General features: G+C 63.5%; 12 protein-coding genes and 2 pseudogenes. 10 read left to right on the forward strand and 4 right to left on the reverse strand.

The features are described from left to right. The first annotated feature begins 122 nt into the window (after nt 1-122). Both ACNQPB_RS10020 and ACNQPB_RS10025 read left to right on the forward strand, forming a co-directional pair. Nucleotides 123-869, forward strand: a complete 747-nt coding sequence (locus ACNQPB_RS10020; protein WP_498751262.1) for a glucose 1-dehydrogenase — start codon at nt 123-125, stop codon at nt 867-869. A 138-nt stretch (nt 870-1007) separates the two neighbouring features. Further along, nucleotides 1008-1262, forward strand: coding sequence for an SHOCT domain-containing protein (locus ACNQPB_RS10025; RefSeq protein ID WP_498751263.1), 255 nt, complete (start codon nt 1008-1010; stop codon nt 1260-1262). Here ACNQPB_RS10025 and ACNQPB_RS10030 read toward each other — a convergent pair whose 3' ends face one another. Beyond that, entirely contained in the window at nt 1263-1736 is a 474-nt protein-coding gene (locus ACNQPB_RS10030) for a pyridoxamine 5'-phosphate oxidase family protein (protein WP_498751265.1), read from the reverse strand. A gap of 134 nt (nt 1737-1870) precedes the next feature. Between ACNQPB_RS10030 and ACNQPB_RS10035 the strand changes: the two genes are divergently transcribed. Next, nucleotides 1871-2329, forward strand: coding sequence for a pyridoxamine 5'-phosphate oxidase family protein (locus ACNQPB_RS10035; RefSeq protein WP_498751267.1), 459 nt, complete (start codon nt 1871-1873; stop codon nt 2327-2329). A 10-nt stretch (nt 2330-2339) separates the two neighbouring features. Here the strand turns inward: ACNQPB_RS10035 and ACNQPB_RS10040 are convergent, their stop codons facing one another. Beyond that, nucleotides 2340-2813: a universal stress protein gene (locus ACNQPB_RS10040; protein ID WP_498751269.1), complete on the reverse strand. Its 474-nt coding sequence runs from the start codon at nt 2811-2813 to the stop codon at nt 2340-2342. 57 nt (nt 2814-2870) lie between these two features. Between ACNQPB_RS10040 and ACNQPB_RS10045 the strand changes: the two are divergent. From ACNQPB_RS10045 to ACNQPB_RS10060, 4 genes and pseudogenes are all read left to right on the forward strand, one after another. Further along, a pseudogene (locus ACNQPB_RS10045) lies at nt 2871-3596 on the forward strand (PEP/pyruvate-binding domain-containing protein); the annotation flags it as partial. Nucleotides 3597-3730: 134 nt separating this feature from the next. Next, the gene (locus ACNQPB_RS10050) at nt 3731-4204 is read left to right on the forward strand and encodes a hypothetical protein (protein ID WP_498751271.1); all 474 of its coding nucleotides are present in this window, start codon (nt 3731-3733) and stop codon (nt 4202-4204) included. A 31-nt stretch (nt 4205-4235) separates the two neighbouring features. Further along, on the forward strand, nt 4236-4985 hold the full coding sequence (locus ACNQPB_RS10055; protein WP_498751310.1) for a DUF2705 family protein: 750 nt from the start codon (nt 4236-4238) through the stop codon (nt 4983-4985). Between the two features lie 99 nt (nt 4986-5084). After that, complete coding sequence (locus ACNQPB_RS10060; RefSeq protein ID WP_498751273.1) at nt 5085-5579, forward strand: S1 domain-containing protein; 495 nt, start codon at nt 5085-5087, stop codon at nt 5577-5579. 48 nt (nt 5580-5627) lie between these two features. Here ACNQPB_RS10060 and mgtA read toward each other — a convergent pair whose 3' ends face one another. Continuing rightward, the gene (mgtA, locus tag ACNQPB_RS10065; protein ID WP_498751275.1) at nt 5628-8336 is read right to left on the reverse strand and encodes a magnesium-translocating P-type ATPase; all 2709 of its coding nucleotides are present in this window, start codon (nt 8334-8336) and stop codon (nt 5628-5630) included. Nucleotides 8337-9186: 850 nt separating this feature from the next. Then, on the reverse strand, nt 9187-9498 hold the full coding sequence (gene ppnP / locus ACNQPB_RS10070; protein ID WP_498751277.1) for a pyrimidine/purine nucleoside phosphorylase: 312 nt from the start codon (nt 9496-9498) through the stop codon (nt 9187-9189). A 166-nt stretch (nt 9499-9664) separates the two neighbouring features. Between ppnP and ACNQPB_RS10075 the strand changes: the two genes are divergently transcribed. The 3 genes and pseudogenes from ACNQPB_RS10075 to ACNQPB_RS10085 all read left to right on the forward strand — a co-directional run. After that, a complete protein-coding gene (locus tag ACNQPB_RS10075; protein ID WP_498751279.1) occupies nt 9665-11230 on the forward strand; it encodes a helix-turn-helix domain-containing protein in 1566 nt (521 codons plus the stop codon). A gap of 118 nt (nt 11231-11348) precedes the next feature. Then, a complete protein-coding gene (locus ACNQPB_RS10080; protein ID WP_498751281.1) occupies nt 11349-12716 on the forward strand; it encodes an MFS transporter in 1368 nt (455 codons plus the stop codon). 386 nt (nt 12717-13102) lie between these two features. Continuing rightward, nucleotides 13103-13653 (forward strand): annotated as a pseudogene (locus tag ACNQPB_RS10085) (transposase); the annotation flags it as partial.

The raw sequence follows: 13653 nt of genomic DNA on the forward strand, positions 1-13653 counted from the left end.
CCGGTGACTTTCGGCCCTGTCGGCGCCTCTTGAACCGGTCCAGTCTGGGATTACAAGCCAACGGCTCTGCGCGTTGCGCATGGCCGGGGCAGACGGAACATCCCCATGAGAAGGAAGAAACCATGGAACGCGTCATCGATAAGACAGCCTTAGTCACCGGCGGGGCGCGCGGCATTGGAGCCGCGGTGGCAACCCGGCTCCACGGTGAAGGTGCAAAGGTCGTCATCGCCGACGTCTTGGATGATGAGGGCAAGGAAACAGCCGCGCGTCTGGGCGAGGGCGCCCTTTACGTCCATCTGGACGTGACAAGTCCGGAGGACTGGGAGGCTGCGGTCAAGGCCGCGGTGGATACCTTCGGCGGGTTGAACGTCCTCGTGAACAACGCCGGCATCGTGAATTTCGCCTCGATCGAGGACTACACCCTCGAGCAGTGGAATTCGGTCATCGCGGTCAACCTGACCGGTACCTTCAACGGCATCAAGGCCGCCATCCCGGCCCTGAAGGACGCAAAGGGCGGGTCCATCATCAACATTTCCTCGATCGCGGGGATCCGCGGCTATGAGCAGATTCCCGGGTACACGGCGTCGAAATTCGGCGTGCGCGGGCTCACCAAGAGCGCCGCCCTCGACCTGGGGCACTACGGCATCCGGGTCAACTCGGTCCATCCCGGTGTCATCACCACGCCCATGACCGAGGGTATGGCGATGGACATGAGCCATGTGGCACTTAGCCGCGAAGGCCATCCGGGCGAAGTGGCCGGGCTTGTGCTCTACCTGGCTTCGAACGAATCCTCCTTCGTCACCGGAGCCGAGTTCGTCATCGACGGCGGAGACACGGCCGGGACGGTCACCCCCCACGGGGAGGAATGAGCGTACACCACACTGCCGCCGGGCCGGCCGCCCCGCGGCAGGACCCGATTCACCCAATCCGGAATCACCAATCAAGAAGCGGAGGCAAGCAAGATGATGTACTGGAACGGTCAGATGGGCGTCTGGGGATACTTGATCATGAGCATCAGCATGGTCCTGCTCTGGGGTGCTGTGATCACGGGCATCGTGCTGCTTGCCCGGTCCCTGAGGACTCCGGGGGCGACTCCGGGCCTTCCCGGCTTCCCACCGCACGGCTACGCCGCGCCGCCGGCAATGCCTCCGGTCCCTCCCCGAAGCGCCGAGGACCTTCTCGCCGAGCGTTTTGCGAAAGGTGAAATCGACGCTGCAGAGTACCAAAGCAGGCTTGAGATCCTCAGTAACCGGAACCGCTGACTATGAGGTTCCGGATCCTCTCTCGACCGGGGGCCACCAATGTTCCGGGTCCGCGATCACAAACCTCCGGCCGCTGAGCTGCGTCGGCACGATCCTGATCACGTGTTCCTTCTCGCCGCCTTCCCACGGGGCCGGGATCTCGACCGGCAAGTCGCGGGCGTCCCGGATTTCTTCCGGCAGTCCCTTAAGGACAACGCTCCAGGCGATGGTGCCGTAACGGTTCATTCCGTCTATTTCCAGCGCGAGCGGCTGCCCTGCTGTGGTGGCTCCCAGCTTCGTTCCCTGCCCGGTGCGGAAGACCACCGATCCTTCATCCGGCACGTAGTTCACCGGGAAGATCTCCGGACGGCCATCGACGACCACCGCCAGCCTGCCAAGCGAGGTTGTCCCTATGTACTTCCAGCACTCGTGGGCATCAAGCTCATGGCTTTCCGAACTGCGAGCCGCGGGTGATCCGGCTTCAGAACTATTCATGGTGCAGAGCCTATGCCCCATGCCACCTCGGCAACAGGGCCACAGGTCCCACAAGGCGGCGGACCGCGTTCGACGGTTCCGATCCCAGGGACTTTATGCCCTGTCGGCTCTCACCCCGACTCTAGGATCACCTCATGACAGAGAAGAACATGATCCCAGAGCCAGAGATTCTCGATTCAGAGGAATGCTGGAAACTCCTTCGCCAAACGGGTATCGGACGGCTCGGCGTGGTGCTCGACGGCCGGCCCGAAATCTTCCCCGTGAACTTCAAGGTCGAAGACGACTCAAGTGTGGTCTTCCAGACCGGAAGCGGAACCAAGACCGAAGCCATGGACATCACGCCCACGGTAGTGCTGGAAGCAGACGCCGTCAGTGCCGAATTCGGCATCGCATGGAGCGTAGTAGTCAAAGGAAATGCGACGAGGATGGACGCCAACGAGCCGGCCCTCGCTCTCTTCCCTTGGCAAGGCGTGGACAAGGAAGAGCTCTTCCGCATTGTCCCGGAATCGGTCACGGGCCGGCGCTTCACCGTCACCGAACACATGAAGTGGCGGTCTTCCCTCGACGAGGCGAGCAGGGCCGGTCTGGAATAACCGCTTCCGCTTACTGCCCTTGGAACTCCTGGTCCACCACCAACACCGGGCAATGGGCGTGGGCCGCGCAGGCACGGCTGACAGATCCGATCGGTTGGGCAAAGAACCCGCCACCCCGTCTACCCACGACCAGAAGCCGGGCGTGCCGGCTTTGGTCGATCAAAACCTTGGCCGGAGCGCCGAACTTCTCACTCACGGTGAGATTGTCGGGCCTGTTTTGGCCGAATGCCCTTTCCACGGCTTCGCCGGCCAGGCGTTCAGCTGTCTCCTGCAGTTGTTCGGTGAACCGTTCGATTCCGGATTCGAGGCGTGAAGCAAGGTAGAAGTCCGACATCCCGACGCAAGTGATGACTTCAAGGGGAGCATGAAGTGCACCCGCCATGCGTCCCCCTGCCTTCGGGGCGTTCGAGGAAAATTCGGAGCCATCGACGCAATGACTTTCGGCCCTGTTGCCGCCCCGCTGGAGGGCCCAGTCTGGGAACAAGCCATCGCGAAGCGCCCCAACTACACCGCAACGTGAAGCGGACCGGGAGGAACACACATGGCACAACGAAATATCGCTTGGTTCGAGGAACTCGGCATGGCTGACGTCGCCGAAGTCGGCGGGAAGAACGCCTCACTCGGTGAGTTGACCCGTGCCCTGGCACCCCACGGCGTGCGCGTTCCGGAGGGCTTCGCCACCACGGCGTTTGCCTACAGGGCCTTCGTGGAGTCCAACGGCATTACGGCGCCCATGGCCAAACGGATCGCCGAATACCGCAGCGGCCGGGCTTCGCTCCGTGCCACCGGCAAGGCCATCCGTGAATTGTTTCTCGCCGGCAGCTTCCCTGCGGATGTCGCCGAATCGCTCGGGAACCATTACCGCTCACTTTCCGAGCGCGCCGGGAAGGACCAGGTCCCGGTGGCGGTCCGCAGCAGTGCAACGGCCGAAGACCTCCCGGACGCGAGCTTCGCCGGACAACAGGAGACCTTCCTGAACGTCTCCGGCGAAACGGGACTGCTGGAAGCCTGCCACCGCTGCTATGCCTCGCTCTTCACCGACCGGGCCATCACCTACCGTGAGCTGAAGGGTTTCGACCACCTCGACATCGCCCTGTCCATCGGCATTCAGCGAATGGTCCGTTCGGACCTCGGCGCCTCAGGGGTCATGTTCTCGATCGACACCGATAGCGGATTCCCGCGTACGGTGGTCATCAGCGCCGCCTGGGGACTGGGCGAAACCGTGGTGCAGGGCAGCATCAACCCGGACAAGTACCAGGTCGCGAAGCACACCTCGGCAAACTGCTCGTAAACGACGGCGACCCCGGTCGGCCTTGGCGCGGCCGCTGGTGGGCGGCCCAGACCGCCGGGACCACGGGACGGCGCGGCGTCTTCGCCTGGGACCGCAGTGAGTGGGCCACCGTGCTCGCCTCCTACGCCCGCGCCAACGACTGGGCGGAAATCCCCGCCGGACTGACCCGTCCCCTGAAGGTCGCCATCGTCAGTTCCCGCCTGCCCACCCACCAGTCGGCCGTCGTCGGCGCAACCTTACGCTCCGCCATCATTCCCACGCCCAGGCTTGACGCGGCCGCACCCCGCGCTGAGACGGTGGCAGCCCTCAACGGATTCCAGCCGCGCCTGCTGGTCGGCTACGCCTCCGCCTTGCGCCCCTTGGCCGCAGAGCAAACCGCTGGCAGGCTGGCCATCCGGCCACGCGCGGTGATCTCCGCTTCCGAAGTGCTTGCGCCGTCGGCCGCCGCGGAGATCGAAGCGGCCTGGGGCGCGGCCCCCTTCGACGTGTATGCGGCGACGGATACGGCAGGCATTTCCTCGCCCTCGGTCTGGTTCGCTTGGAAACCGCCGAGCTGGACTTCGAGGAAGTATTCTTCGAGCTGATTGGAGCTGACTAGGCGTGGCTGGCTTCTCGGTGCTGGCCCGGAGAGAGGCCCTTGAGATCGTTCGGACCTGGCGTATTTGGGTGTTGCCAACGATCGTGCTGCTTTTCGCCATCATCGGACCGCCTCTGGCCCGCATCACACCGGAGCTCCTTGGCTCCCTGGCAGGCGGCGAACCCGGAACGCTCCGGCCGCCGCCAGCCACGTATGCCGACTCTTACGGGCAGTGGATCAAGAACTTGTCACAGATCGTCCTGTTTGCCCTGATCATCATTTATGGCGGTGTGGTGTCCGCCGAGATCCGTGGCGGAACGGCCGCCTTTATCCTGTCCAAGCCGGTTGCCCGTCCGGCTTTCGTGGCAGCCAAGGCGGTAGTCCACGGCATCTTCATCACGCTGATATTCGCTCTCGGCTCCGCAATCACCTGGTTGGAGACCCAGCTGATTTTTGGACAGGCGCCGGCCAGGGAACTATGGATTCCGGCGCTACTCCTGCTGATTTTCGGGCTGCTGATGATGTCCTTGATGACCCTCTTTTCAGTCATGCTCCCGTCGGCGGCAGGATCTGCGGGTGCCGGGATCGGCGTGTACGCCTTGCTGGCTATTGGTGCCATATGGAAGCCGCTTGCAGACTATTCACCAGCCGGGCTGCCGTCCATCGCGGCGAGCATGGCCACAGGCCAAAACGGCATCTCGCCATTCTGGGCGTCATTGACCTCGCTTGCCTTGGCCAGCCTGGCTGTTGTCCTTGCCTGTCGTATGTTCAGCAGGAAGGAACTCTAGCCACTCAGACGCTCGAGGGGTGGTACAGGGGTCTGCCCAAAGACTTTCTTCGTGGCGTATTGTCACGACAGAGGACCGTATGCAACGGAAAGGCACCCGATGAACACCCCGGTTCAGGCGCTGTCGTTGTCCATGATCCTGAATCGCCCTGTGACGGACTCCGGTGGGCACCGTTTGGGTTCCCTGGCGGATCTCGTCGTCGGTCTCCGGGGGAAGGACTACCCGCTTGTCACCGGGCTGATCGTCGCTGTCGGAGATATTCGGGTATTCCTTCCTGCGGAGGATGTGGATGCCCTTGAACCTGGACGAATCGCGCTCAGCGGCGAGACGTTCGAGTTCACCGAGTTCAACCGGCGTCAAGGCGAACTGCTCCTTGCCCAGGATGTCCTAGGCGGGCGCCTGACCGACATTTCCGGCGCCACGAAGGTCATTGCCTACGACGTACAACTCACCCGGGTTCTGGACGGCTGGGCTGCGACCGGGCTTGACGTTCACCGTTGGCCGTGGCTCGTCCGCGGCCCTCGGCATGCCGGGCACACCACGCGCGACTGGCATGAGTTCAAGAGGCCCCCACCGCAGCTTCCGGCCCGCTGACGAACGGTGCGCAGACCCGTCAGGGGCAGTTCTTTTGTGATCCTGTTGTCAGGCCCCGCGGTGGGCGACTGGTCGGCGGCGGATCTGCGCCCTGCCCGTGTGCGCGAGGAAGGGTACGGCGCGCCGATGGACGCGCACGTGCGAAGCATGCTGGACGCGCGCGGTGACCACGGCAGGAACGGCCCGCTCGCGGGCGGCCCGACGGTCTGCGGCGCGGTAATAGAAGTGCTTCGCGGTCTCGACAAGCACGAGGTATAGGACGACCATCCCTACGAGAGCGAGGAAGAACGGTGCCGGCAACATGAAGAACCCCATGAGAGCGCCGAAAGCCGTGTAGGGGATGACCGCTCCCGCGGTGACGACGACCATGACGCTGATGGTCAGGGCTGCCGAGGCCCGGCTCCGGACGAACGGGATCTGTCTGGTCCGGATCGCGAAGACGATGAGCGTCTGCGTCGCGAGGGACTCCACGAACCATCCCGCGCGGAACTCCTGTGGGGCGGCGCTGAATACCCACAGCATGAGCCCGAACGTGGCGAAGTCGAACAAAGAGGAGATCGGCCCGAAGACCACCATGAAGTGCCGGATCTCGCCGAGGTCCCAGTGCGCAGGCCGCCGGAGCTGTTCCTGGTCGACTCTGTCGGTGGGAATCGCGAGCTGGCTCGCGTCGTACAGCAGGTTGTTCAACAGGATCTGGCCCGGGAGCATCGGCAGGAAAGGCAGGAAGGCAGTGGCCACCGCCGCGGAGAACATGTTGCCGAAGTTGCTGCTCGTGCCCATGAGCAAGTACTTGATGGTATTGGCGAAGACCCGCCGCCCGCCCACGACCCCTTCCGCGAGCACCCCGAGGTTCTTCTCGAGCAGGATGACGTCCGCGGCGTCCTTCGCGACATCAGCCGCGCTGTCCACGGAGATACCGACGTCGGCCTGGTTAAGGGCGAGGGCGTCGTTGACGCCGTCGCCGAGGAAGCCGACGGCGTGGGCGCGCCGCAGGAGGCTGACGATGCGGGCCTTTTGCTCGGGCGAGACGCGCGCGAAGGCGCGGGCGCCGGTCGCCGCAACGGTGAGCTCGTCGTCGTCCATGGCTGCGATCCGGGCACCGGTGAGAACGGGCCCGTCCGCCATGCCCAGGATAGAGATCACGTGCTCGGCGACAAGGGCGTTGTCCCCTGTGGCGATCTTGACTTCGACTCCCAGCGCGGCGAGCCGGTCAAGGGAGTCGCGCGCGTCGGGCTTTGGTCTGTCGATGAAGCTAAGGAACCCCTCGAGAGCAAATGCCCTTTCCGGATCGCCTCCGGAGTAGATGCTTTCGCGATGGCGGTCCGGACCGCTGTTGTGGGTGGGTCCGCTCGCAACGGCGATCACGCGCGCACCGCGCCGGAACAGCCCGTCAAGCTGCGTGCGGGCGGCATCGTCTACTCCGGCGCAGCGCTCGAGCACAGCTTCCGGGGCTCCCTTGAGTATGCGCAGGGCCCCGCCGGGGCCTTCGATGACCGTTTCCATCGTTCGCGTCTCGTGGTCGAAGGGCCGCAGGGAAAGCCTGCGGTGCCCAGCCAGCCGCTTGGGCAATTCGGGGAAGGCCTCCCACAACGCCTCGTCCACCGCGTTCTGCCCAAGACTCGACGCCCCAGGCTCGCAGGGGTCGGTCTCGCAGCACAAGACGGCCAGCTCTGCGAGAGCGTCCACGGTGCGAGCCCCGACCGGCACGGCTTCTTCGAAGCCAATGCGGCCGTCGGTGAGCGTGCCGGTCTTGTCCGTCACAAGGACATCGAGGTTGCCCAGATCCTCGATCGCCAGAAGCCGCTTGACGAGCACACCGTCCCGCGCCAAGAGGTGCGATCCCGCGGCCAGGCTGGTGCTCACGACGGCGGGCAACAGCTGCGGGGTGATCCCTACCGCGATCGCGAGGGAGAACAGGATCGAATCGAAGAGGGGCCGTGCGAGCACTAGATTGATGACGAGGATGCCGGCCGTGAGGGCGATGCCAACCCATAGGAGCATGAAGGAGAACTCCCTGAGTCCCCGCTGGAAGGCGGTTTCGGGCGGCCTATGGGCCAGTCCTGCTGCGATCTTCCCGAACTCGGTGGCATGGCCGGTCGCGGTTATGACGCAGCGGGCGGAACCCGCATGGACGACCGTTCCCATGAGCAGGCAATCCGAAAGCTCAGCGAGCTCGGCACCCTCGGCTACGGCGCTGGTGGCCTTTTCCACCGCGGCTGATTCGCCCGTGAGCACGCCCTCGTCCGTTTCGAGGTCTGCGGCCTCGAGGATGCGCGCGTCCGCAGGAACGATGTTGCCCAGTCCGAGGCGAATGACATCCCCCGGCACCAATTCCCGGACCGGAACGGCGCGCTCGGACCCATCCCGCAACACGACGATCGAGTGGCTGATCCCCTCATGCAGGTCAGCAGCCGTGCGCTCGGCCCGGTACTCGTTCGAGAAGCCCAGCAAGGCGCTACCGAGAAGGATCGCCAAGATGATCGTCGCGTTGAAGCGGTCACCAGTCGCCAGGGACATCACCGCCGCAGCGAGCAGCAGCGCCTGCAACGGGCTTGCTAACTGGCGAAGCAGGATATGCATCCAGCTAACGCGCCGCGCTTCCAGGACGTTGGCCCCCAGCGCCAGACGCCGGGCAGCCTCAACCTCACTGAGGCCGCCCGGACGCGAACCAAGGAGCGAAAGAACCTCCGCACCCGGCAAAGCGGCGGCCTTCGCGACCGGAAGCTGAACGAGCCCCTGTAGAGCCTGGACACTCACAAGCCACACTTTACTCCCGGTGTTCAGGGCAACTCAGGAGGACGGCCACGCGCGGCCACCGACACAGTACGCGGCAACGAAATCGATAGGAAGCTATGTGGCGCCCCTGCGAGTGCATGGGGTCCACGCTGCCTCGCGTTCTGCCGTTTCATTGTCGCCGGGCGGGTCCTCTGCGCAGCCAGGGCGCTACGCGCCAGCCACAATCCAAAAATTCGCTCGGCGCTCCTACGTCGCTTGCTTCCTCGTGAAATTTTGGACCGCTGCCTGTACCCCAAGTTGCACTCCGCCCCTTCAACGCGGCGTTGGCTCCGCTAACAGAACGACGCCGAACCTGATCTTCCAGCCCAAGAACAACTAGCCCCTGATGCAGGCTCCATCGGCCTCCAGCCACAAACCACAACCACATCTCAGGCAGAAGTCATGTGGAACCGCCCCCTACCCCACGATGAAGAAGCAAGATCACAGAACCAGCAACCACTCGACGAAAGCGAGGCGCGCCGGAAACAAAAAGGCCCCCGAAGGGGCTCATCCGTGAACACTTTTTGCAGATTCAGCGGCCAGCCGACCGAACTCTCATGCCGGAGTGGCTCTTTCTGCAGTTAACTGGGAGCTGGCGTCGTGTCGCCTGGACGACTCACGTGCAGACCGAGGAAGGGGCCATTGCGATGAACGACAGAGCAGACTGCTCACTGAGCCGTCGAGCTACGCTACGGATACAAAGGACACTCACTCATAGAGGTGAAGGCCCGCACGGGCGCACCAAAAGGAGCCCGGCTTGGCGCCAGGCTCCTTTTGTTGAGGTCAGTCCAAGACCTACTCATGTGAGTCAGCTCTCAGGCAGTTGAGGATGCTACATGTCCAAGTGGCCGAGGAACTCGCCGGTGTAGGGGCAGAGGTAGGCGACGGTGTCTTTCACGCGGACCGTGAAGTCCGTGCCGCCTGGAACCTCGAATCGTTCGCCTTCCTTGTAGGTTGTCCACGCCCCTTGCCCCGCGGGTTGCTGCACGTCCCAGGTTCCTCGGACGAGATGCATCCACTCTTTGACGGGTGCCTCGAACTTCCACTCACCGGGCTCCATTACTCCGACCGTGAAGTTGCCTTGCTCGTTCTTGAACTCAAGGCTGCGCACTTGTCCCTCAAAGTACTCATTCTGGCCAATCATGGTTTTCTCCATTCGCATGTGGGTCTTCGGCACGCTGGTCGCGGCCTGCTGCGAATCAGACTAACGACCCCATCCTGACAAGCCCATCGCCTGGTCGTACACTCCGAAGAGTAGATAGTGGCCATGGCGTACAGTTTGGGCACACCTTCGTTATTAGTATGGGGCTATGGCACTTGATAAAGGGACGTTCACGGTCACCAAGCTGGCTATGGCCAAGGAGCTTGGGCTGAGGATGGCGCACGGAGGCACCGGCGTCGAAAGAGCAGTTGGCATTCCACTGGCAATCGAGCGGCGGGGCCCGATTCCAGAACTGCACGGCGGGGAATTGGTGTTCACCAGTGGACGGCACCTTGGAGAAGATTGGACGGCGTGGAAGCTTTTCCTCGAGGGGGCCAAGGCCGCTGGCGCCGCGGGGCTCATCATCGGCCTCGGCAGCGGGGCAGCATTCGAGACACTTCCGGCGGAATTGCTTCGATTGGCCAGCGAAAATGATCTGCCGCTGCTGACCGCCGACTATGCAGAGATCGGACGGATCGCACATGCGGTCACAGGCCTGCATTCAGAGTCACAAAGGGACGCGTACAGACGACCCCTCGAACTGCAGATGGAGATCACTGCAATCGTGGCACGCGGAGGATCTTTCGGGGACCTGCTTGACGGCTGGCAGCAACGAACCCAGGAACCTGTAGCTGTGTTCGACCGGCTCGGACGTGTCATGGCCCGAAGCTCGGCCTTCCCATCGAGCCTGCTCGCTCCGCTGGGCAAACGCCTCGCCAGCCACGAAGCACCCCGCCTCGGAGAGCATTTCAACCTGTCCGCCACCACCCTGGAGGCAGAGCCCGACATCGCATCCGCGCAGGCCTGGCAGACGGTCGAAATTCACCCCTTTGCCGGCAACGACACCGTCCGCGGATACTGTGTCCGCATCCCCACCGGCCAAGAAACCGCTGAGCTCGCCGCCCCAGCGCTGCGTTCGCTGCTGGCCCTGGAATTCGAACGCCTCTGGTTCCTCGACGAGTCAGCGCGCCGGAAACGCGCCGAGCGGTTTGCCCGAATTTTGACGCTCACGGAACCCGGCAGTGCACGGACGTTCCTCAGGAGCCTCGGCATCGAGGGAGGTCCACTGCGCGGCGTGGCCATCGAAGCCCGCAACGAGACACACGCCGAAGTGCTCATCGACGACCTCGCGGTGGTCCTCGCCGCCCCCTTCATCCGGCACCGCCACCGTATCGTCGAATGCCTGGCAACCGTGGACCCCCGCCAAGCCCTGGCCGACTACGGTCTTGACGTCCCAACGGGGATCGGCACCCGCGGCGCGCCCGAGCACTCCGCCCGCAGCATCAGGCAGGCAACCCTGGCCCTTGAGACAAGCCGACGGGCCGGCACGCCCATCGAGTACATCGACGGAGCCTCGCACGAGTTCCTGATCAATGCCGCCCCATCCGACTACCTGGAAGCCTTCTCCAGCGCTGCCCTGGCCCCCATCGAGAACTCCCGAGGAGGCGAAGCCCTCCTCCGCACACTGCACACCTGGCTTCTCGAACGCCGATCCATCGAGGCGACAGCCGAACGAATGGGAGTCCACCGCCACACTGTACGGAACCGGATGCAACGGATCGTCCAAATCACGGGGCACGACCTGGACGGCATCGATGCCCAGACCGAACTCTGGCTGGCCTTCAAAGCACGAGGCTTCCGCGATGGCACAGACACATCACCCGCAAGTCCATAACTAACAGTCGAAGTTCGCCGCTTGGGCCATATCCGAGTGGTTGCTTCGCTGCCATGATGGTCGTCACATCCTGCGGACCCCACCGCAAAGATCCGGTACTCACACGAGGAACGCCAACATGCCCACAACCGTTGCCACCACCGATTCCGTCCCCCGGTCCGTGCTCCGCCGAGTCATCATAGCCAGCGGGCTCGGCACCTTGCTGGAGTACTTCGATTACGCCAGCTACAGCTATCTCGCAACCACCATCGCCATGGTGTTCTTTCCCCCGGAAGACCGCGCCGTTGCCCTAATGAGTACCTTCGCAGTCTTCGCGCTATCGTTCCTTGTCCGACCGCTCGGCGCCTTAGTCTGGGGAAGCCTGGGCGACAAAATCGGCCGCAAGAGCATCCTGGCCACCACCATCATCCTCATGTCCGGAGCAACCTTCCTGATCGGATTCATACCGAACTACGCGACCATCGGCCTCGCAGCACCGATCCTGCTCCTCCTGCTTCGCGTCACGCAGAGCTTCTCAGCCTCCGGGGAATACGCCGGAGCAGGGACTTTCGTCGCCGAATACGCTCCCGCAGCCAAGCGCGGACTGCTCACCAGTGTTGTACCCATCGCAGCAGCCGCCGGCTTCCTGGCAGCCTCACTCATGGCCACGGTCCTATACGCCGGCACCTCACCTGAATTCATGCAGGAATGGGGCTGGAGAATTCCGTTCCTGATCGCAGGACCGCTCGGAATCGTTGGCCTCTGGCTCCGACTGCGCCTTGAAGACACCCCCCAGTTCCGACGAGTGCTGGAACTCGAAAAGAAGCAACGAGAGCTCACGCTTGATAAGCGCCTGGCAGCCAGCCGCTGGTCCGAGACGCGCAAGAGCCTCCCTTCCATGGTCAAGGCACTGCTCGTCATGTCATTGAACGCCGGCGCCTATTACCTCCTGCTCAGCTACACGCCGTCGTTCCTCATAGAGGAGGCGGGGATGAGCGAGGCGACCGCAACACTGGTTGTCACGATTGGCCTCGTCGCGCACATCATCTTCATTCCCCTTGCCGCGCGCCTGTCCGACCGGATCGGTCGTAAGCGCACGCTGATGATCTCGAGCATCGCTTTCATCGTCTTGAGCTACCCGATCATGACCCTGCTTTCCTTCGGAGGCGTGGTCCTCGCCTCCGCGGTCCTCATCGTCTCGCTCATGTTCTTCGCCATGAACGATGCAGTGTTTCCTTCCTTCTTCACCGAACTGTTCGGCACCCGCTCGCGCTACCTCGGATTCGCGTTGCCGTTCAACGTCGGCGCCATGCTCTTCGGCGGCGTCGCACCGCTTATCGGCACCTGGCTGATCGCCACCACCGGAAACCCAAGCTCGCCAGCGTTCTTCCTGATGGGCATCGGCGTACTCTCCCTGATGGGCTTGCTGATGAGCGCGGAGACAGCACGTAGCCCCCTCGCCGACGAACAAGCTGAAGTGCGCAGGCCATCTATGTCTTCGGTCTAACCCGTTACGCCGCAAAGCGTCCTCTGGTGACCACCGAGCAAAGCGCCGGACAGCACCCCGGGGGGAGCGCTGTCCGGCTATCGCTGCACGCCCTCACCGCGCAAACGGGGGAACTCATCAGCCCGTCATTACATCAGTTGCTTTCACCAGGGATGAACGACCTTTGGGGAAGCCCGGCTACTCGGCACTCGATTCACCCTCGCATGAGCCCTCCGCTACCGCCATTTCGCCACCACCCGGACGGCGCCCGCAGAGGGACAACACCGCAGTCACCCAAGGCTGCTGACACAGGGCGCAATCATATTGCTCAGACCAAGCAGGGGACTGCCCCCGGTTTTGTTGACTCCTTAACCTAGCGAGCTGGTGCTCGTGGAAGGATGTTGACCATGCCCACGGCTTATGGGGCGGAGTTCCGCCAGGATGTTATTGATGTGGCCCGCAAGGGCGAGGCGCCGCTGGCGCAGATCGCGAAGGATTTCGGGCTGTCGGTCACGACGCTGAAGCGCTGGATTGCCATTGCCGAGCGTAAGGAATCCGGGGCAGGCCCGGCGGCAGCGGAGTCGGCCGAGGTGCGGGAGCTGAAGAAGCGGAACCGCTTGTTGGAGCAGGAGAATGAGATTCTGCGTCGGGCTGCTGCCTATCTGGCCAGGGACATCAACCCAAAATGACCTACCCGTTGGTTACGGATCTTGCCGCTGACGGTGTTCCCGTGGCGGTGACCTGCAGGGTGTTGGGTTTCAGCAAGCGAGGCTATTACCGGTGGAGGGCCAGTCCTGTGACGGAACGGGACTGGGTCGATGCCCATCTGGTCAACGCCGCCCTAGACATCCACGCCGACGACCCGGCATTCGGGTACCGTTTCATCGCCGACGAACTCCCGGAGAAGGGCATCAGCGCGGGTGAGAACAGGGTCCAGCGCCTATGCCGGGACCACGGC

The organism is Curtobacterium sp. LFS079, assembly GCF_047977865.1.
GTDB lineage: Bacteria > Actinomycetota > Actinomycetes > Actinomycetales > Micrococcaceae > Arthrobacter.